General features: G+C 56.4%; 16 protein-coding genes. 14 read left to right on the forward strand and 2 right to left on the reverse strand.

Features of this window, described 5'->3' with window-relative positions:
- Window positions 1-245 precede the first annotated feature (245 nt).
- From ABOK31_RS34420 to ABOK31_RS34475, 12 genes are all read left to right on the forward strand, one after another.
- Entirely contained in the window at window positions 246-1,004 is a 759-nt protein-coding gene (locus ABOK31_RS34420) for an ImuA family protein (RefSeq protein WP_349963175.1), read from the forward strand.
- Window positions 922-2,436 (forward strand): DNA polymerase Y family protein, encoded by a 1,515-nt coding sequence (locus ABOK31_RS34425; protein WP_349963176.1) that lies wholly within the window; start codon window positions 922-924, stop codon window positions 2,434-2,436. The genes ABOK31_RS34420 and ABOK31_RS34425 overlap by 83 nt, the downstream gene beginning before the upstream one ends.
- Window positions 2,433-5,699 carry an error-prone DNA polymerase gene (locus tag ABOK31_RS34430; protein WP_349963177.1) on the forward strand — a complete coding sequence of 1,089 codons (3,267 nt, stop codon included), beginning with the start codon at window positions 2,433-2,435 and terminating at the stop codon, window positions 5,697-5,699. The genes ABOK31_RS34425 and ABOK31_RS34430 overlap by 4 nt, the downstream gene beginning before the upstream one ends.
- Window positions 5,700-5,709: 10 nt before the next feature.
- The gene (locus ABOK31_RS34435; protein WP_349963178.1) at window positions 5,710-6,375 is read left to right on the forward strand and encodes an SOS response-associated peptidase family protein; all 666 of its coding nucleotides are present in this window, start codon (window positions 5,710-5,712) and stop codon (window positions 6,373-6,375) included.
- A 36-nt stretch (window positions 6,376-6,411) separates the two neighbouring features.
- Complete coding sequence (locus ABOK31_RS34440) at window positions 6,412-7,056, forward strand: SOS response-associated peptidase family protein (RefSeq protein WP_349963312.1); 645 nt, start codon at window positions 6,412-6,414, stop codon at window positions 7,054-7,056.
- Between the two features lie 805 nt (window positions 7,057-7,861).
- Entirely contained in the window at window positions 7,862-8,005 is a 144-nt protein-coding gene (locus ABOK31_RS34445; RefSeq protein ID WP_349963179.1) for an acinetodin/klebsidin/J25 family lasso peptide, read from the forward strand.
- A 103-nt stretch (window positions 8,006-8,108) separates the two neighbouring features.
- Entirely contained in the window at window positions 8,109-8,702 is a 594-nt protein-coding gene (locus ABOK31_RS34450; RefSeq protein ID WP_350019324.1) for a lasso peptide biosynthesis B2 protein, read from the forward strand.
- Window positions 8,703-10,367, forward strand: coding sequence for an asparagine synthase-related protein (locus tag ABOK31_RS34455; RefSeq protein WP_349963181.1), 1,665 nt, complete (start codon window positions 8,703-8,705; stop codon window positions 10,365-10,367). It begins immediately after the preceding gene.
- A 143-nt stretch (window positions 10,368-10,510) separates the two neighbouring features.
- Window positions 10,511-11,119 carry a GntR family transcriptional regulator gene (locus ABOK31_RS34460; protein WP_349963182.1) on the forward strand — a complete coding sequence of 203 codons (609 nt, stop codon included), beginning with the start codon at window positions 10,511-10,513 and terminating at the stop codon, window positions 11,117-11,119.
- A gap of 23 nt (window positions 11,120-11,142) precedes the next feature.
- Complete coding sequence (locus tag ABOK31_RS34465; protein ID WP_349963183.1) at window positions 11,143-12,813, forward strand: ABC transporter ATP-binding protein; 1,671 nt, start codon at window positions 11,143-11,145, stop codon at window positions 12,811-12,813.
- Between the two features lie 86 nt (window positions 12,814-12,899).
- The gene (locus tag ABOK31_RS34470; protein ID WP_349963184.1) at window positions 12,900-14,033 is read left to right on the forward strand and encodes an efflux RND transporter periplasmic adaptor subunit; all 1,134 of its coding nucleotides are present in this window, start codon (window positions 12,900-12,902) and stop codon (window positions 14,031-14,033) included.
- A 33-nt stretch (window positions 14,034-14,066) separates the two neighbouring features.
- The gene (locus ABOK31_RS34475; protein ID WP_349963185.1) at window positions 14,067-15,986 is read left to right on the forward strand and encodes a MacB family efflux pump subunit; all 1,920 of its coding nucleotides are present in this window, start codon (window positions 14,067-14,069) and stop codon (window positions 15,984-15,986) included.
- A gap of 440 nt (window positions 15,987-16,426) precedes the next feature.
- Here ABOK31_RS34475 and ABOK31_RS34480 read toward each other — a convergent pair whose 3' ends face one another.
- Both ABOK31_RS34480 and ABOK31_RS34485 read right to left on the reverse strand, forming a co-directional pair.
- The gene (locus tag ABOK31_RS34480; RefSeq protein WP_349963186.1) at window positions 16,427-16,696 is read right to left on the reverse strand and encodes a LysR substrate-binding domain-containing protein; all 270 of its coding nucleotides are present in this window, start codon (window positions 16,694-16,696) and stop codon (window positions 16,427-16,429) included.
- 158 nt (window positions 16,697-16,854) lie between these two features.
- Window positions 16,855-17,343, reverse strand: a complete 489-nt coding sequence (locus tag ABOK31_RS34485; protein WP_349963187.1) for an Lrp/AsnC family transcriptional regulator — start codon at window positions 17,341-17,343, stop codon at window positions 16,855-16,857.
- Window positions 17,344-17,454: 111 nt separating this feature from the next.
- Here ABOK31_RS34485 and ABOK31_RS34490 point away from each other — a divergent pair, with 111 nt between their 5' ends.
- Window positions 17,455-18,672, forward strand: coding sequence for a diaminopropionate ammonia-lyase (locus tag ABOK31_RS34490; protein ID WP_349963188.1), 1,218 nt, complete (start codon window positions 17,455-17,457; stop codon window positions 18,670-18,672).
- Window positions 18,672-19,835 (forward strand): M20 aminoacylase family protein, encoded by a 1,164-nt coding sequence (locus ABOK31_RS34495; protein ID WP_349963189.1) that lies wholly within the window; start codon window positions 18,672-18,674, stop codon window positions 19,833-19,835. Before ABOK31_RS34490 ends, ABOK31_RS34495 begins: the two co-directional genes overlap by 1 nt.
- The last annotated feature ends 23 nt before the right edge of the window (window positions 19,836-19,858 follow it).

Consider the following 19,858-nt stretch of genomic DNA (forward strand, 5'->3'; position numbering starts at 1 on the left):
CCAGCCGAGCATGTTTCAGGTCCCTGTGCAAAACGCGGAAAAAAATGAGGCGGTGGAGTCACTTGGCTCCCGCAGCCTAGGCTCCTGATTCGTTTCATCATTTCGCCTATAGCGCTTTAGTAGAGCCTAAATAAGCTCGATAAGACCGGCTTGACTCTGTCACGGACACGGAACAAAAGAAGAACGCCAACAATTTTCGGGGACATGAAGTCCGTGCAACACGAGCCGAGGGAGGTCCGTGAACGATGTCGCGCGCCCATAGCCCTCGGGTCATCGAGGAACTCAGGGATCGTATTGCGCACCTGGAAGGCGGCGGGGCGAAGAAGCCTGCCGTACTGCCCTTCGGGGTCCGCGAGATGGACGGGCGTCTGCCGGGCGGTGGGCTGTCGTATGGCGCGCTTCACGAGGTCGCCGGTGGCGGAGCCGGCACGGTGGACGGCGCGGCGGCGGCCCTGTTTGCTGCCGGCATTGCCGCCCGCTCGAAGGGCAAGGTGCTCTGGTGCCTGACGAGGCCTGACCTGTTTTTCCCCGCCATCGCCCAGGCCGGCCTGCATCCCGACCGGGTGATCTTCTGCGAAGGCGACAGGGAGGAGGATGTCCTAGCGTCCATGGAAGAAGGGCTCTCTTTCGGTGGCTTGGCAGCGGTGGTCGGAGAGCTGGTTCGATTGCCGATGGTTGCGTCCCGGCGACTGCAGCTGGCCGCCGAAAAGACGGGGACAATGGCGCTCGTGGTGCGGCGATGGCGGCGCCAGACGGAAGCGTCGGACTTCGGCAATCCGACGGCCTCGACGACACGATGGAGGGTGAGCGTGCTTCCGTCGGAGGAACTGCCGGTCGCGGGTGTCGGCCGGGCTCGATGGCTGTTGGAATTGATGCGCGTGAAAGCAGGCGAGTGTGCTGAGTTTGAAATAGGAGCCTGTGATGCCGAGGGTCGTGTGTGTCTACTTCCCCACTCTGCCAACAGACCGGATCCGGCGGCATGGAGAGGCAGCCGTGCCAGCTGACCAGCCGCTCGTCGTCATTTCCAAATCGGGGTCGAAACGCTGGATCTCGGCTGCCGATACCTCCGCGCGCAAGCTTGGCCTCAAGGTCGGCATGCCGGCGAGCAAGGCCCAGGCGATCGTGGCCAACCTGACGATGATCGACGCCGATCCTGCCGCCGACGCCGCTGCCCTTGAGCGCCTCGCGCTATGGGCGCTACGCCAGTACAGCCCGGTTGTTGCCGTCGACGGTATGGACGGAATCGTCATGGACACAGAAGGCGCCGATCACCTGCAGGGCGGCGAAGCTCTGTTGATATCCGGCCTGGTCAACGGGCTGAGAGGACGGGGCCTGACCGCACGTGCTGCTGTTGCCGACACATGGGGAGCCGCGCATGCCATCACCCGCGTGACGTCGGCTGAAACGACGGTTGTTCCGGTCGGCGGCGTTGCAAAAGCGGTGACTGGCCTGCAGATCCACTGTCTGCGTCTTCCACCAGACACAATTCATGGACTGCGGGTGATGGGCGTTGAGACGGTCGGTGAACTCTCCGCGATGCCGCGCGCTCCCGTGACGCTCCGATACGGTCCCGAGGTCGGCCGGCGGCTGGATCAGCTCTTTGGGCGAGTGGCAGAACCCATCGAACCGTTGCGCACTCCTGAGCTTGTCGAGGCAGCGAAGAGCTTTCAGGAGCCGATCGGCGCGGCGGAAACGATCGCCAAATATGTGCGCCGACTCGTCGCGGAACTCACCGCCAAGCTGGAGACACGTGGTCTCGGCGTCAGGCGTTCTGATCTCGTCATCCATCGTGTCGATGACACCCGCCAGTGCATTCGAGCCGGATTGGCAAAACCGGTGCGTGACCCCGCCCGGCTGTCAAAGCTTCTCTGCGACCGCATCGAGAAAATCGACCCGGGCTTCGGCATCGAACGGCTGGTGCTTGTCGCCATCATGGCAGAGCCACTCGAGGAGCGGCAAGCTGCATCCTCGCTGATCGAAGAACCGGTCGTCGACGTCACACCGCTTGTCGACATTCTCGGCAATCGCGGCCAGCGGCTTTACCGGGTCAGCCCCGTCGCCTCTGACGTTCCCGAGCGATCGGTCATGCGCGTCGGTCCGATGGCCGACGAGACTGGAGCGACATGGGCTGCCAAATGGCCGAGGCCATCGCGGCTACTGGCGATCCCGGAACGGATTGACGTGACGGCCTTGCTCCCCGACCAGCCGCCGGCTGTGTTCACCTGGCGGGGAAAGCGCCGCCGGGTGAAACGAGCTGACGGACCCGAGCGTATCTTTGGTGAGTGGTGGCTTCGTCCAAGAGAACATGCCGCCGTTCGCGATTATTTCGTCGTCGAGGACGAGGCGGGTGAACGCTACTGGGTCTACCGCGCCGGTGACGGCGTGGATGCTGACACGGGCTCGCACCTCTGGTTTCTGCATGGGGTGTTCGGATGAGATATGCCGAGCTTCAGGTCACCACGCATTTCTCGTTCCTGCGCGGAGCCAGTTCGGCCGAGGAACTGTTTGCCACGGCGGCAGCGCTTGGCATTGACGCTTTGGGTGTGGTCGATCGCAACTCGCTGGCCGGAATTGTCCGCGCCTGGGAGGCGGCAAAGACCACAGGCGTGAGACTGGTCGTCGGCTGTCGGATCGACCTTTCCGACGGCATGTCGATCCTGGTCTACCCAACCGATCGGCCAGCCTATTCTAGACTGACCCGCCTGCTTTCGCTCGGCAAGAGCCGGGGCGGCAAGGGCAAGTGCATCCTCGACCTGTCGGATGTGGAAGCCTATTGCGCTGGGCTGATCGCGATCCTTGTGCCGGATGAGGCCGACGAGACTACTGCGGGCCAGCTCAGGAAGATCGCTGCGATCTTCGGCGACAGGGCCTACGTCTCGCTGTGCCTGCGCCGTCGCCCGAACGATCGCCTGCGGCTTCACAATCTCTCGAACTTGGCCGCTCGCCACAAGGTCAAAACGGTCGTCACCAACGACGTGTTGTTTCACGATCCCAGCCGCCGGCAGTTGCAGGACATCGTCAACTGCATCCGCAACCGCACGACGATCGATAGTGTCGGCTTCGATCGCGAGCGGCATGCCGATCGCTTCCTGAAAGCGCCGGAAGAGATGCACCGGCTGTTCTCGGAATACCCGGAAGCGTTGGCACGAACCCGCGAAATCGTCGACCGCTGTCGTTTCGACATGAGCGAGCTTCAGTATCAGTATCCGGAAGAAGCGCTTGTGCCCGGCCTCGATGCCCAACAGTCACTGACAAAGTTCGCCTGGGAGGGCGCTGCTTCCCGGTACCTGGAGGGGATCCCCGACAAGGTCCGCAAAGCAATCCTGCATGAGCTCGAGCTCATCCGGGTGATGAAATACGCACCATACTTCCTGACCGTCTACAGCATCGTCCGGTTTGCCCGCTCGCAAGGAATTCTCTGTCAGGGAAGGGGATCGGCTGCCAATTCTGCTGTCTGCTACTGCCTCGGCATCACCAGCATCAACCCGGAAACCGGTGACCTGCTGTTCGAGCGTTTTGTTTCGATGGAACGGGACGAGCCGCCGGATATCGACGTCGATTTCGAACACGCCCGCCGCGAGGAGGTCATCCAGTGGATCTACGAGACCTATGGTCGCTCGCGCTCGGCGCTCTGTTCCACTGTCACCCGCTACCGCGCCAAGGGCGCGCTGCGTGATGTCGGCAAAGCCTTGGGGCTGCCGGAAGACCTGATTACGCAGCTTTCGTCGGGCGTCTGGGGCTGGTCGGAAGGTGTCGGCGAAAAGCAGCTCATCGACAACAACATGAATACCGCCGACTACCGTCTGAAGCTGGCGCTGGACCTTTCGGCCCAGCTGATGGGCGCGCCACGCCATCTCGGCCAGCATCCGGGCGGTTTCGTTCTGACCCAGGATCGGCTCGACGATCTGGTGCCGATCGAACCGGCGACCATGAAAGACCGCCAGGTGGTGGAATGGGACAAGGACGACATCGAAGCGCTCAAATTCATGAAGGTCGACGTGCTCGCGCTCGGCATGCTGACCTGCATGGCGAAATCCTTCGAGCTGCTGCGGGATCATAAGAATATCCCCATGGGCTTAGCGGATATCGAGCAGGAGGATCCGGCCACATACGCTATGATCCGAAAGGCCGATACGCTCGGCACGTTCCAGATCGAAAGCCGCGCCCAGATGGCGATGTTGCCGCGCCTGAAGCCTCGCACATTTTATGACCTCGTCGTCCAGGTGGCCATTGTTCGGCCGGGACCGATTCAGGGTGACATGGTGCATCCCTATCTGAGGCGGCGTGAGGGCAAGGAGAAGGTCGAGTATCCGACGCCCGAGCTTGAAGCCGTTCTGGGAAAGACGCTCGGCGTTCCGCTGTTTCAGGAGAGCGCGATGAAGGTGGCGATGACCTGCGCGGGTTTCACCGCCGGCGAGGCCGACCAGCTCAGGCGCGCGATGGCGACGTTCAAGTTCACAGGCGGCGTGTCGAAGTTCAAGGACAAGCTCGTCGAGGGCATGGTCAAGAACGGCTACACCCGGGAATTTGCCGAAAAGACATTTACCCAGTTGGAAGGCTTTGGAAGCTACGGTTTCCCAGAAAGCCACGCCGCGAGTTTTGCGCTGATCGCCTATGCGAGTTCGTGGGTGAAGTGTCATCATCCGGATGTGTTCTGTGCGGCCTTGCTCAACAGCCAGCCGATGGGGTTCTACAGCGTCGCGCAGATCGTCCAGGATGCCCGAAACCACGGTGTCGAAGTTCGTCCCGTCTGCGTGAACAAATCCCGCTGGGACTGTACGATGGAACGGATCGGCAATTCCGACAGGTTTGCTGTTCGGCTCGGCATGCGCGTTGTCAGGGGATTGTCCACCAATGACGCAGCGCGCATTATCCTGGCGCGGGCAGACCAGCCGTTTGTCTCGGCCGATGACATGTGGCGAAGATCTGGGGTATCGCCATCGTCACTGGTGAAGCTTGCCGAAGCGGATGCTTTCCTTCCGTCCCTGCAACTGGAACGACGGCAGGCGCTCTGGGATATCAAGGCGCTCCGGGACGAACCGCTGGAACTCTGGGCAGCCGCCGCTGAGCGCGAGGCCAAGGTAACCGCCGAAATGCAGGAGCCCGAAGTAGCCCTGAAATCGATGACCGAGGGCAGGGAAGTGGTCGAGGACTACTCGCATACGGGCCTAACCTTGCGAGCCCACCCGGTGTCGTTTCTCCGAAAAGACCTCGACCGCAAGGGCATCGTTACTTGTGCCGAGGCGATGGGACAACGCGACGGGAGATGGCTATGGACGGCCGGTCTGGTGCTCGTGCGACAGCGCCCCGGTTCGGCAAAGGGTGTGATGTTCCTAACGCTGGAAGACGAGACGGGCATCGTCAACGCGGTCGTCTGGCCGTCGCTGTTTGAACGCCAGCGGCGGGTTCTGATGACCGCGAGCATGATGGCGATCAACGGGCGCATTCAACGGGAAGGCGAGGTCGTTCACCTCGTCGCTCAGCGCCTGTTCGATTTCTCCACCGACCTGGCGAGCGTTGGTAACCGGGACGGCGGCCTTGGTGACTTCCCGCTGCCCCATGGCCGCGGCGATCAGGTCAAGCACGGAGGAGGACCGGATCCACGGGATTATCCCAAGCCCGCTGTGCAAACTCGGGACATTTATATTCCCGATCTCCATATCGATAATCTGAAGATCAAATCCAGAAACTTCCACTGAGGAGACCGCTGTGTCGCGCCTGTTTGCAGTCACCAAAAGCCTGGAGGAGATTGTCACGCATTTCGCGGTCGACATGGCGCCGGCCGTTAAGGTGCCGAGCGAAACTGTCGAAGGCACTCCCGGACTGATCGTGTTGGAGAAGGATGGACTGCGGCTGCTGAAGTCGATTCCTTGGGGCTTCCCACGGCAGACACGTGACATGCGACGGGAGGGCGAGCCCCCGAGCCGAATAGGCCTCGTCGCCGATCTCACCAATCCGCTCTGGGATCGAATCGTCGTTCATCCCAGATATCGCTGCTTGATCCCTCTGACACACTTCGCAAATCCCGACGGTGTAAAAGGGGCAAAAACCCGATCGTGGTTTTCGAGGAACCGGCAGCCGCTGATGGCCTGGGCGGGGTTCTGCAAGAACACCCCCGACTTCGGCCCCGTGTTCGCTGGCATGACCACGACCGCCAACGAGAAGATCAGGCCCTTCAACGACCGCATGCCGGTTCTGCTGAAGCCGGAAGAATACGATCACTGGCTCCACGGCTCGATCGAGGACGTCATCGCCTTCCAGTTTCGCGAGCCACCGCCATCCGAAGACTTCGAAATCCTGCATACGCGCGATCGCTGGCAAAGCGGCGTCTCGCCTTCCAAGGCTTCACCGCGTCGGGACAACATGCTTATGTAACCGAGGTCCGTGGTTTCCAGTCGAAAGGTCCGCAGAATGTGTAACTTGTACACCGTCCGTCTGTCCGCCGCGGAAGTGGCTGCACACTTCCGCGTGCCGAACCCGATGCAGTCCAACGCACCGGAGGAAGTGTATCCGGGCACGCCTGGCATGGTGGTGACGGAGACCGAAGGCGTTCGCGAGCTTCGCTCGATGGTGTGGGGCTTTCCCCTGCGCCTTAAAGGCATGAAGCCGGAAGCCAAACCAAAGCCGGTCAACAACATCGCTGACCTTGCGAAGGGCATGTGGATCGGCTTGGCGCGCAAACCGCAGTGGCGTTGCCTGATCCCTGTGACGGGTTTTGCCGAAGCCGAGGGTGAAAAGGGCAGGATGACCCGGACGTGGTTCTCTTTGAAAGACCAGCCGGTCTTCGCCTGGGCGGGCTTATGGCGGATCAGCGATGAATGGGGGCCGGTCTATTCCGGCGTCATGACGGATGCAAACGAAGCGATCCAACCAGTGCATAATCGCATGCCGGTTCTCTTGCATGCCGATGAGTACGAACAGTGGCTTCACGGTAGCTTCGATGATGCGCTCGCATTCCAGAAGCGGACGTTTCCGCCCGAGTTGGTGACGATGGAGCGGACAAGCGAGCTGTGGGCGAAAAAGAAAACGGCACCCGAGGCACCGTTGCTGCTTTGACGCAGACCGCTGAACTGGCACTCAATTGGCTGGAGCAGTGCTTCTCGCTGCACGCGGCCTTTAATCAGGAGCATCTTACCGCGTAGGATTGACACCGATCAGCCAAAGTTGGTCTTCACTAAGTTCCCTTGCAAGTTAACCGAGGACTTTTCAACAAGCCAACGGTTTCAAGAGTTTTCGATTATAAATAATCCCACGTCAAACCTATGTCCTCAGTTCGTGTAGGACGAAATCCGATCAGACTGCCATCCTGGTCCCGCCAGTAAACATATCGCAGCATGCCGCGCGCTTCATCTCTGTCATCCGGACCGGAGACGATCTCAACCCCGCACTTTCTTAAGTGAGCAGCCACATCCGCCCGGCGAGCTCGAAGTCAGGAAGCAGAGATCATCGCTCCCCGTAGCCTCGTGCTCCGCCATAAACCATTCCTGCTTGGAAATCGTAACTGGCCGAAGGTTGATCCGTTGAGAGCCGAGCAGGAGAGCTGGCCCTACCAGTTCACATTCTAGCGGCCGGATCGATCCGTGTACCCGGTAATTAACACCGGATCTCAGCCACAAAGGGTCAAAGATATTTCGGATGACTTTCCTTAGCGATGGAGCGATTGAATGTTACGCTTATGAGGTTAATTCTATGATATTATTAGATATATTGGAAATATAGGGCTCAAATCGTGCAAATATTGCAACCTTAAATATATTTTAGATTTTAGTAATATTCTACTCCATGTTGCGTTTTTGTCTATGTCGTGGCGAACTTAGGACGGGCTTGACGGCCCGATACTCAAACCCAAAGGAGTGAGTAAATGACTCGCAATAACCAGGCAGAAGGCCGCAAGGTGGCTGATCTCAAAATCGTGACGGTTGATAAGAGTGCCGTCAAGAGCACGATGGGCGGCAGTGGCCCCATCCAGGAAATTGATACCACCGGCGGTACGAAATACGGCTGATCGGAGGACGAAGGGCGGTCGAAAGGCCGCCCTTTGCATTGTGATGACTTTCTCAATCAAGAAGCACCTGCGTGTTGCGTCCTGTAACGATGACGTGGTCATTTTGGATCTGAAGACAGATCAGTTTCATATCCTGGCCGATCTAACAGCGGAACGCCTAAACCTTGCGATGAAAGGCGAGGACATTGCTCTTGCCCAAGCGCTTGAGGACGCCGGTATCGTCGAGCCATCCGATGAGTTTACGCCCGTCCTACTCCATAGAACCAACGGTTTCTTCGAGCAGCGGTGGATGGCACCCCTTGTAGACGCGACTTGTGCTTTAAAGGACAAGCTATTTGCCACCGCGGTCGTAGCCCGCACAAACTGGAAGCTTAAGCGCTCCAGCATGGCGGACATCCTGGGCGACTTAGCCGCCAGACCCTCCGACATCAAATTGCCTCATGATGGTGTGCAGCGCCTTGCCGTTCTGATGCGCGCACTCAATTCCGCATTCGCTTTCGATAGAACACGCAATCAATGCCTCGCATATTCCTACAGCTTGGTATGGATGGCGCGGCGCCAGGGCATTCCTGCCTCGCTCGTCATTGGAGTGCGGACGAAGCCATTCTTCTCTCACGCCTGGGTGGAATATGGCAACGAGGTTATTAATGACGACGAAAAACTGCGCGAGAAACTTTCGACTATTGCGGTGGCCTAAATGCTTTTCATCGCGCCGACCTCTCACCCCTCCTTGCACTCGCTCGAAGTTCAGACTGCAACCAGACCATGCACCGAGTATAACAACGGGCGGTCCACGTTTTACTTCGATAGCGAATACGATGTCCTCAACCTCAGTGACGGCATAGCGCTCGTTTCGGGTACAGGTTATGTCGGTGACCGGCAGATGACGGCATGTACCTCTACCTGCGAGCTCTCCACCTTTCTGAAAGAAGCGGTCGGATTTTTCACTGTAATTTCCATTTCTCCCGATAGTTTCGAAGTGACGACAAGCCTCTATAGACACAAAGACATATTTTATTGGCGAGATGAGGATCACTGGCTTTTAGCCGATACGCTAACACCCTTCGACACGACTATAGGTCGGCGCGGCCTTAATGCAGCGTATGCCCGGGACTTTGTGCTTGATACCCTAGCTTCGGGGCAGGAAACCCTTTTTGACGGCGTTTATCAAGTAGAGATCGGTTCGACTGTGACTTTCAACGACTCCGGTGGCGTCGAGCGTACCTTGGGTAATTTCCCCTCGCGCCCTAAGCAGGAGCTAGCCCAGGAGATTATTAGCAACATACGGCGATTTTCACATGCAAAGGATCGCGTCATCGTCAGGTTCTCTGGTGGCATCGACTCCAGTCTCATATTGGCGGCAGCGAAAGAGGCATTAGGTTCATGTGAAGCCGTTCACACGATTATTCCCGAAGAGAGTCAGAATACTGAGGTCGAAATCGCTCAGAAGGTTGCACAAGATCTTGGCTGTGATCTTCGGGTACTGCACTCGGAATATCGTTTATCTGCGGTCCGACGCCGTTTCTACGGATCAAAATCCGTGACGTCGCCGTTCGACGTGTATCCATTTTCGCACGATACGACAGATAGGAGTGCAGCCTTTTTAGAAGGCTTCGAGGAGAGTGTCACTGACCGAACCTTATTCCTCTCTGGTCAGGGCGGAGACAATGTGTTTATGCAAAATCCCACGCCCTACATCGTGAAAGATGCGCTCGTTCACGGGCCTTTTGCCTTCGTTCAAGAGGCCATAAAGTTCAGCCGCCTGAAGAACGTTCCTTTATTCGATGTTATCAAAAGGGCCTTCGCGAAGGAGACGGCGAGCAGCGAGTTCGTTGAACGGTTGATCGAAGTGCCATCGACCCGCCCTCATCTGGCTCTGGAGAAACATTCACGGAATACAGCGAAGTATTATCACCTCAGGAGTATTCTGGAGGCCCTACAGCAATATGAGACCAGTCGAGAATTCGGCGTCACCAGTCTTCACCCTCTTCTTTTTCAAAACATAGTATCGTCTGCCCTGGATATAAAGCCGAGTGATTTATATTCGGAGCGATTTGATCGCATGCCTCAACGGCAGCTGTTACACTCGCGCTACAAGCTTGACGTAGCGTGGCGGCGGACCAAAAAAGCGGCAACCAGTGCCGTCTTCATGTACTTTATGAACAATAAAAACCTGATCCACGATACTCTTGTGAATGGGGTCATAGCGCCTGCATTAAACGTTGATCCAACTTGGCTGCAGAAGGAGATCGAATATAACGGCACAGTCGCAATCACGGACTATTTTGCCATGTTCTACAATATGTTGCGGCTTGAGATATTCTGCCGGCAGCACTCAGCGAAGCTCAATTGCTATCCCTAATCCTACTGGGCGCGGATTCTTCTGACAACTTTTTACAGAAGTTTTCTCTACTAGTGCGGGAATGTTCTACCAAACTCGCCACAAAATCGCCAATTCTTTAGCCAAGCATGACAGACAATCACAACTTTCATGTAGGATAAACGATGCGGCCATCGAATGATTCCATCGTCGTCGCGGAATTGCGTCGTCGGCTTTTCACCGGAGATCTCCGTCCGGGCCTTCCGGTGAACATCGCCGACCTCGCCGATGATTTGGGAATCAGTACGGCGCCAGTCCGAGACGCTTTAATGAGATTGACAGAACGAGGACTGATCAATCGTGTTGAAGGCCGCGGCTTTTTCGTCGCTGTGACGCCGGATTATGAGGCCTCGGAGCTTTTAGGAATCCTGCACAACATTATCACTTTTGCCATTGAAAGGTCGCGCCTGACAAACGGGTTGGACCGCGATGAGGCGCCGCGACACTGCTCGCAAAGCTCTATAATCTTGAAGAGCCATGACCAGCTTAATGAAATGCTGGAGCGTATTTGTTCGCCCACCGTCGCGGCAATAGCAGTCTCTATCGCAGACAGATTATGGGATGTCAGGAGGCGTATCGCGGACCATGCGGGACATGCCTGGCCAGAGGCGAGACTTGTCGCAGCTATCATGCGGTCATTGGCTCGTTCGGATAGACAGAGAGCAAAACGTTTCGTTGATGCAGCTTACCAGTCCAGCCAAAGGTTTCTTATGAAGCAGATGGTCAACGGCTAGACGTGCGGAATATGAGGATTCAGATGTCAAATAAATCTCAAGTACGCAACGCTCTTTCTCACGTGCTGAAGCAATTTGTTCGGCGCTCATATGGCATGTTGATACTCGCGTTTCTTGTTATCGTCGGTTCGGCTACGTGCGCGGTTCTTGCGCCGTACGTGTTCTCGAGCGCTATAGACGGTATCACGGCTAGTTCGGCAGCCAGTGGACTTCTTACAGGTTTCGCTTCGTATGCGGTCGTGATGGGACTTTCTCTGACATTAAGTCAGATGGTGAAATATTTGGCCGCCATGACAGCGGAAAGCCTAACTCGCGTTTCCAGCACTAGTTTTTTTGAAAAGTTGCTCCGCAAAGAGGCGGCGTTCTTCATTGAGCAAAACGCCGCCGAGATCCAGTCTGCCCAAGCACAGGGCACGGGCGCCATGAACACGATTGTTCAGCTTGGGCTAATGTACATCGTTCCCACCACTGTCCAGCTGACGTTAACGCTATTCATCCTTGGTTCGAAGATTAACCTTGGGGTCGCATCGATTGTGCTCGTATACGGCGTTGTGTACATATTACTGACGTCCTTCTCGAATAAGTGGGCAAGACCGCACCTCCAGAAGGCGACAGCGGCAATCCAGCAAAACGCGAAGTTCATTGGCAACATCGTCCCCGCTCTCGAAACCCTAAGGTTTTTCGGAAGCGCGCGATGGATAGGAGAGCGTTTTAGCTCGACCGCCGATGAAATTTATAGGAACTGGCGTGCGTTCTGCATCAAACGGATGTGCTACTGCGCACTTTATGGTCTGGCGATCGGCATTCAGTTCCTTGTCACATACGCTTTATTGCTGCCACGTTACAGCGCCGGCACGCTTTCCGTGGGAGACATCGTCCTTTTCAATCTGCTTCTCCTACAGTTGAATCAGCCTTTCGAGATGGTTGGACAGACGATCGATAATTTCGTCCGGGCCTTTGTCCAGTTGGTCCCTTTCGCGAAAATGTGGAACGCGGCCGAGGAGGCAGAGCAGCCCGCAGTGGCAGGATTTTCACCGAAGAGAGGGACGCTGCAGTTTAAGCAAGCGCGATACAAATACGAGAATGGCCGGGGCCTCGAAGGTCTCTCATTTACGGCGGGCCGAGGTAGAATAACCTTTCTGACCGGTGCTACCGGTTCAGGAAAATCGACGGCTTTTAAGTTAGCGCTTCGTTCAGTAGAGCCCCAGTCCGGATCTATCGAAGTCGATGGCCAAAACCTCAGCATCATTTCCCGCAAAGACTGGTATTCCGCCGTCGGAGTAGTTCCTCAGGAGGTGATACTTCTTAACGACACTCTGGCTGCCAATATCGTGCTTGGCCGAAAATTCGACAAACAGCGACTAATCGAGTCCGCGCAGAAGGCGGCTATCCATGACCGGATTATGTCGATGCCTGAGGGTTTTGAGACTGAAGTTGGAGAGCGCGGGCTTAAGCTATCTGGTGGCGAGCGGCAACGTATCGCAATTGCAAGAGCCCTCTATTCGAGCCCGGCGTTCCTTTTCCTTGATGAAGCAAGCTCTGCGTTAGACGACGCGACGGAAGAACAGATTATGCAGGAGATTCGGCGACTTACCGAAGACGTCACGGTCATTGCGATTACGCACCGCACAAGCGCGATCACGGCGCAAGATCAAGTGATTGAGCTTAGCGCACAGAAAGTAGAATCTGCCTAAAGGGAAGGCCGGACAGGTCATTTGTGCAGCTTTGTTTATTGGAGACCTTGCTTTTGATTATTAGAGCCTACCGTAAGCACGTTGTAATGGTCGCTCTGATGATTGCCATTGTCGGGTACCTTGTATTCACTTTCAGTTCGGCCTCCGAAGATAAAAGCCGTAGTGAAATGACTGCTGTTGTCTCGCGTGGTTCTGTAGAAGAGGTTGTGCTTGCCCTCGGTTCGCTTGAGCCTTCGTCTATGGTGCGAGTAGGCGCTCAGGTTACCGGACAGATCAAAGCCCTTGACGCTCACGTCGGGCGGACGGTCAAGCCCGGTGACCTCTTGGTTGAGATCGACGACGTTCCGCAGCGAAATGCCCTGCGGATCGCGCAGGCTAAAGTAAAGGATATGATCGCGCAGAGCCGAATTAAAGAGATCCAGATCCGCCAAGCGGAATCAGATCTAGCTAGGCAGCGGAGCCTTATCGCGCAGGATGCCGTTGCCAAAATGGCCTACGAAGAAGCGGAGACAAAGTATCAGATACTTAATCAAGATTTGGTGTCCCTGAAGGCACAGATCGAGCAGAGCAATGTCGATCTTGAGACGGCGCAAGCCAACCTTAGCTATACCCGAATTACCTCCCCTATGAGCGGTAAAATTGTGGCGCTTCCGGTTGAGCTGGGTCAGACGCTTAATGCGTCGCAGACTTCCCCCACCGTTGCAGTGATAGCAGATCTCAACGAAATGGTAGTAAAGACCCGGATTTCTGAGGCGGATGTATGGCGTACCAAACCTGGCCAAAAGGCTTGGTTCACGATAATCGGGGATTCCCAAACCCGTTACGATGCCCCTCTTGAGGCCGTTGAGTACGCGCCTCCGTCAATAGCCAATGACACAACAGCAGATCAAGCTAAGGAACCGGCTAAGGACACGGCAATCTACTACCACGGCGTTCTAAGGGTAAAAAACTCACAAGGGAGATTGCGGCCAAAGATGACCGCCCAGGTTCGCATTTCTGTTGGCCATGCAGGCGACGTCTTACTTGTGCCTTGGGCGGCGCTTTCCTCGCGGCAAGCAGACGGCTCGTATGTGGCTAAGGTTAAAGAAGCGGATGGGCGGATATCGGAGCGTTCGGTTCGAATTGGTCTTACTGACAAAATTCAGGCGGAAATCGTTGAAGGTCTCCATGACGGCGAAGTTGTTCTTTTGAATGTTTCGGCGCCAGCCAAGAGGAGCTAGAACTTGCCCCCTTTAATTGAGCTAAGAGGAGTAGTGCGGTATTTCGTTTTGGGAAATGAGACCGTACAGGCGCTTAAGGGGATCGATCTTGTTATTGAGCAAGGGGAGTTCGTTGCGCTGGTCGGAGCTAGTGGTTCGGGAAAATCAACCCTTATGAATATTTTAGGGTGCCTCGACGAACCGACCGATGGTCTCTACCGCCTGGCAGGACAAGACACGTCATGCATCGATCGAAACGGGCTCGCGGAACTCAGGCGCAGGCACTTTGGTTTCGTATTTCAGCGATATCACCTTTTAGCCTCTATGAGCGCCTTGGAGAATGCAGAGGTTCCAGCGATTTATGATGGCGTCTCGAAGCCAGAGCGGCGCGAACGAGCTAGGCAGCTACTAGGTCAACTTGGCCTCGAAGATCGACTGAACCACCGCCCGACAGAAATGTCGGGAGGCCAGCAGCAGCGGGTCTCGGTTGCTCGTGCACTAATGAATGGTGGAGAAATTATCCTCGCGGACGAACCCACGGGCGCGCTCGATTCTAAAAGCGGCGCTGCCTTAATGGATTTGTTGAAAAGCCTTCACTCAAATGGCCACACAATCATTTTGGTCACGCACGATATGAGTGTTGCCCAAAACGCTGATCGTATTATTGAGATAAATGATGGGTTGATCGTTTCGAGCCAGGGGAAATGCGCTCGCGATCGAAACGCCGGAAGGAATGCTTTCAATGAGGCCAAGAAAACTGGTTATGTAACCGGCTTGCTTAGACGACTGTCCGAGGCCTCAATGATAGCCATGGGGTCCATCGTCGCGCACCGTCTGCGCAGTGCTCTCACGCTATTCGGCATCATTGTTGGAATTGTCGCAGTGATCACAGTCGTTGGTCTTGGTGAGGGTGGCCAGCGTGTAGTTTTAGATCAGATCAATAGCCTTGGCGTGAACTCCATCAGTGTTCTTCCCGGAACCGGCTGGGACGACCAAAATGCAAGAATGGTTGACACACTGATCCCCGAGGACGCCGCCGCCTTGGCGAAACAGCCTTACGTCAATAGCGTAAGCCCGTTGGCACAGGATACCGGACAACTCATATTCGAAGATCGAATTGCTGACGGGATGATCAATGGTGTGAGTAACGAGTATTTCACCGCTACGAGGCGTCCGGTATCGGAGGGGACCTTCTTCACGGCGCGTGAAGACAACAATATCCGTCAAGAAGCGATCATCGACCATAATGCCAGGAAAGCTTTTTTTGGCGATACGAAGAGCCCACTAGGACAGATCTTGGTGGTCAAAGGTGTGCCTTACGTTATCGTGGGAGCTATTGGAGAGTTAAGCGGAGCACTGGGGCATGACAAAAGGCCCCAGGTGTACATTCCTTACGAGAGTATGTTTTCTCGGATAAGCGGTTCGCAGCGGCTTTCCGAGGTCGTGGTGCGGCTAAATGAGAACTTCGATGCAGAAATCGCTGAACAAGCGATAATTGCATTTCTGGAAAAACGGCATGCCACTCGCGATTTCTTTACGTCAAATAGTGAGCAGCTTCGCCAGATGTTCCAAACGACGACGAGGACACTTTCGATACTCATAAGCTCGATTGCAGGGGTTGCGCTTATCATCGGAGGCGTAGGGGTTATGAACATCATGCTGGTTTCTGTGACGGAGCGTACCGTCGAAATCGGCATTAGAATGGCTGTCGGAGCTCGTGCCAGTGACATCATGATGCAGTTTCTGATCGAGGCCCTGGCGATCACCGTACTTGGGGGCAGTGTGGCTGTCCTTCTGGCCGTAGGTCTCGGGGTGCTTGCCAGCCACATTTCTCTCCCGATTCCTATCGTGATCTCGGTCGAGGCTATTGTCGTTGGCTGCAGCACGGCAATGGTGATCGGGGCAGTTTTCGGCTTCTTCCCAGCGAGGAAAGCTGCCCGTCTAAAACCGGTTGAGGCCTTAGCTGGTAGCTAGGATGTGAACTCATAAATTGAGTGAGTGTCGCGGTAGGCTTCATTTGGGTTCGGGGTCCGTCTGGATGGCCTCACGGAGGTAGCGCCGCGGATCATTCACAAAGCGAGCGGCCTCGGATTGCGTGATAGCTCGAACCAAAGATTCACTGTGCGGCCGGATAATGGCGCCGCGTCGAGTTGCCAGCACACATGCTAACTCACGCGCCAGCGCACAAATATTACCCACAAGCTTCTTGCGGAGTTCGGCTACATTCAGACGAAAGCCACACCTTTTATGATTCAGTTGAGTATGCGCCACTACCATCTCACCGATTTTGGGTGGCGCGTGATTGAGCTACCCTGGCAATCTTCGACATGTAATGACGGTGATCTCTACGGGGCTGGCGTGGACTTGAAGACAGCCACACCATTTGGAAGGCCCTCATCCGCGGGCCAGTTCGATCAGCTGGCTTGCCGCCCGCCCAACGGGCGCTTGGGAGAGGCTGTCAACCCAAAGCGGCGACATAATGACGGATCGAGCCGTGCCGTCCGCAGGCCTTTCCGGTTCTCGGGTAGGGTCGATTCCGGCACGACGCTGACGCCCACACCTTCCCTGACCAGCGCGATCGCACTGGTCCAGTCCCGCACCTCCATTCGCACATCCGCGAGTGATAGGCCGTCTGCTTCGGCGAGCGTGCGTGCATGGAGGGGGCACCCGCCGGTGGCGAGCACGAACGGTTCCGCAGCCAAGTCAGTAAGCGAGATGATAGGTGCCTTCGAAGCAGCAGAATAACTCCGTCATTAAATGCGCGGGCATGGCTGCCAGCTGGCGAGCACCATAGGACGCATTCCAAACAATGAACGGGGATATATATCCCGGATGCATTTCGTCAACCCAGTGGGATTGATAGCCCAACCTTAACCCGATCCATCGCGACGAAAGTCCGGAAATGCTTGACGTTGTTGTTCTGGAAAAAGAGACGACGGGTCAGCGCTTCGTAATCGCTCATTGATCGCACGGAAATCACCAGCATGAAGTCTGCCTCCCCTGTGACGTAGTAACACTGTTGAACTTCGACAGCTGCGGCGAACGAGCGCTTCGCCATCTCGTAGAGATCGGTTCGTTCGCTCTCCATGGCTACCTGCACAAACAGGATTATCGGCTGTCCAACTTTGGCTGGGTCGACGATCGCCACGTTCGCTTGGATGACGCCCGTGTCCTCAAGGCGCTTGATCCTACGTTGCACCGCTGGCGCGGAAAGATTGACGAGCTCGGCAATCTTTCGTTGGGACATTTTGTTATCCTGCTGCAACAGAGTGAGGATAGCCCTGTCGGTGCGATCCAGTGCGATTTCATCTGCAGTGGAATTTTCGCTCATTTACGCACCTTTTCAGTAATCAAACTCTCGTTTTGGCTGTCAACTTTAAGCGCAAATTCGAGCCCTTTTGCAATATACATTCTTCAGGAATTTTTGACGGGTGGACTGCGAATGCTCTTACTGAACGAGAACACGGATTACAGAACCAAGTTGGAACCTGCCGACGCGGAGACGCTGAGCCTCGCGGCGGCGGAGGAAGTTGAGCGCTTTCTTATTCACCGTGAAGGTCATAAGGCCACGCCTCTCGTTTCCTTGTCGCATCTCGCAGAAAAGCTCGGCGTGGCGTCTATCCATATCAAGGATGAGGGCCACCGCCTTGGCCTCGGTAGTTTCAAGGCGCTCGGAGGGTCATATGCCGTGATCCGTCTTGTGCTCGAGCACGCCTCACGGGACTTCGGGCGGGAAGTCGATATCTCGGAAATACACTCCCCCGAGGTCAAGGCGATCGCACGTAAGCTTACGGTGTCCTGCGCGACCGACGGAAATCACGGCCGCTCGGTTGCTCAAGGGGCGCAGCTTGTCGGCGCGAACTGTGTAATCTTCGTTCACTCCGGCGTCAGCGACGAGCGCATTTCGGCAATCGCGCGGTTCGGGGCCGAGATAACCCGCGTCGATGGCAACTACGACGACTCGGTCGCCGAAGCATCGCGCGTCGCAGCGCGGAATGGCTGGCAGACTGTTTCCGATACGTCCTGGCCAGGTTACGAACGTATCCCGGGCTTCGTCATGCAGGGCTATACCGCGCTCCTCAGGGAAGCCGTTCGACAGATGCCCGATCGCCCGACGCACGTGTTCGTGCAGTCTGGAGTTGGAGGGATCGCTGCGGCTGTCGCAGGCTATTTCACGCTTTTATACGGTGATGATCGTCCGTTCTTCACGGTAGTCGACCCTTCGCGTGCAGCTTGCCTCGTGGAAAGTGCGCGTGCAGGTAAGCCCGTCAAGATCGAACACGGCAAGCCGACGGTCATGGCAATGCTTGAATGCTACGAGCCGTCGCTTGTGGCTTGGCGTATCCTCTCTCGCAGTGCAGACGCGTTCATGACAGTCGAGGAGGAGGACGCAGTCGGCGCAATGCGTCTGCTTGCCAACCCGGGATCGGGTGACCCCGCGGTCATTTCCGGCGAAAGCGGAGGCGTCGGTCTCGCCGCCTTGATCAAGGTGTCCGGCAATCCCGACGCGCGATCCAAACTGAAGCTCGGGAAGGAAAGTCGGGTTTTTCTCATCAACACCGAGGGAGCGACAGATCCCGCACTTTACGAGCAGCTTGTCGGAGCTTCTCCCGAGGATGTTGCTGCACGCTCGAAAATTGAGATGTCAGGAGCACGCTGATGGATGATTTTCAGATTTTGAAAGACGAGATGACTGCATGGCGACGCGACCTCCATCAGCATCCCGAGTTTGGCTTCGAGGAGAAGCGCACCTCAGCCTTCGTCGCCGAAAAGCTTCGCGAATTCGGTCTAGAGGTTGCTGAGGGGCTGGGAGGCACCGGCGTTGTCGGAACTCTAAAGCGTGGAACAAGTATTCGTTCGATTGCACTACGCGCCGACATGGACGCTCTCCGCATCACAGAGCAGAACGATATCGCGTACAAGTCAACAAATCCTGGTGTGATGCACGCATGTGGCCATGATGGCCACACGACAATGTTGCTGGGAGCTGCAAAGCATCTGGCAGCGACTGGCGGTTTCGACGGCACTGTTCGCTTCATCTTCCAGCCGGCAGAGGAATGGGGTCGGGGTGCCTTGTCGATGCTCGACGACGGCTTGATGGATCGCTTCCCGTTTGAAGAAATTTACGGCATTCATAACATGCCTGGCGTTCCGGTCGGCGTTCTTATGACGAAGTCGGGCGCGATGATGTCTGCCGAGGACAACTTCGAGATCATTTTAACCGGCGTTGGCGGGCACGCTGCTCGGCCACATTGGGGCAACGAAGTTCTCGTGGCTGCCTGCGCCCTTGTGACCAACCTGCAGACCATTGTGTCGCGCAGGGTCAGTCCGACCGATGTTGCCGTTGTCTCTGTGACAGAACTCCTGACCGATGGCACGCGCAATGCGCTGCCCGGCCTGGCACGGATCCTCGGCGACTCTCGCAGCTTCAAATCTGAAGTAAGCGAGACCATCGAGAAGCAGATGCGCATCATCGCGGAAGCTACCGCTGCCGCCTATAACGTTTCGGCAGAAGTCAAGTATACGCGGGAATTTGTCCCGTTGATCAACGACGCGGAACTGGCCGATGAGGTCTTTGAGGCTGCCCGTACCTTCCTTCCCTCGGAGAGTGTGCAGACGATAACGGAGCCCTTCACCGGGTCGGAGGATTTTGCGCATTACCTCAGCCGTGTTCCTGGGTGCTTTCTCAACCTTGGCAATGGAGAGGACTCCGCACCGCTCCACAACCCGAGCTATGACTTCAATGATGCCGGTCTAACCTTTGGCGTCCAGACACATGCCGCCATCGTGCGGCGTCGTCTCCCGGAGGCAGTTTCCTCCTGAGGCTCCCCTCTGTGGCCAAAAAG

The organism is Rhizobium sp. ZPR4 (assembly GCF_040215725.1).
Taxonomy (GTDB): Bacteria; Pseudomonadota; Alphaproteobacteria; order Rhizobiales; family Rhizobiaceae; genus Rhizobium; species Rhizobium rhizogenes_D.

What these genes read in the sequence shown, in the direction of transcription:
- ABOK31_RS34420 (WP_349963175.1), top strand. Translation starts at nt 246, where the DNA reads ATGTCGCGCGCCCATAGCCCTCGGGTCATCGAGGAACTCAGGGATCGT.
- ABOK31_RS34425 (WP_349963176.1), top strand. Translation starts at nt 922, where the DNA reads ATGCCGAGGGTCGTGTGTGTCTACTTCCCCACTCTGCCAACAGACCGG.
- ABOK31_RS34430 (WP_349963177.1), top strand. Translation starts at nt 2,433, where the DNA reads ATGAGATATGCCGAGCTTCAGGTCACCACGCATTTCTCGTTCCTGCGC.
- ABOK31_RS34440 (WP_349963312.1), top strand. Translation starts at nt 6,412, where the DNA reads ATGTGTAACTTGTACACCGTCCGTCTGTCCGCCGCGGAAGTGGCTGCA.
- ABOK31_RS34445 (WP_349963179.1), top strand. Translation starts at nt 7,862, where the DNA reads ATGACTCGCAATAACCAGGCAGAAGGCCGCAAGGTGGCTGATCTCAAA.
- ABOK31_RS34455 (WP_349963181.1), top strand. Translation starts at nt 8,703, where the DNA reads ATGCTTTTCATCGCGCCGACCTCTCACCCCTCCTTGCACTCGCTCGAA.
- ABOK31_RS34460 (WP_349963182.1), top strand. Translation starts at nt 10,511, where the DNA reads ATGCGGCCATCGAATGATTCCATCGTCGTCGCGGAATTGCGTCGTCGG.
- ABOK31_RS34465 (WP_349963183.1), top strand. Translation starts at nt 11,143, where the DNA reads ATGTCAAATAAATCTCAAGTACGCAACGCTCTTTCTCACGTGCTGAAG.
- ABOK31_RS34470 (WP_349963184.1), top strand. Translation starts at nt 12,900, where the DNA reads ATGGTCGCTCTGATGATTGCCATTGTCGGGTACCTTGTATTCACTTTC.
- ABOK31_RS34485 (WP_349963187.1), bottom strand. Translation starts at nt 17,343, where the DNA reads ATGAGCGAAAATTCCACTGCAGATGAAATCGCACTGGATCGCACCGAC.
- ABOK31_RS34490 (WP_349963188.1), top strand. Translation starts at nt 17,455, where the DNA reads ATGCTCTTACTGAACGAGAACACGGATTACAGAACCAAGTTGGAACCT.
- ABOK31_RS34495 (WP_349963189.1), top strand. Translation starts at nt 18,672, where the DNA reads ATGGATGATTTTCAGATTTTGAAAGACGAGATGACTGCATGGCGACGC.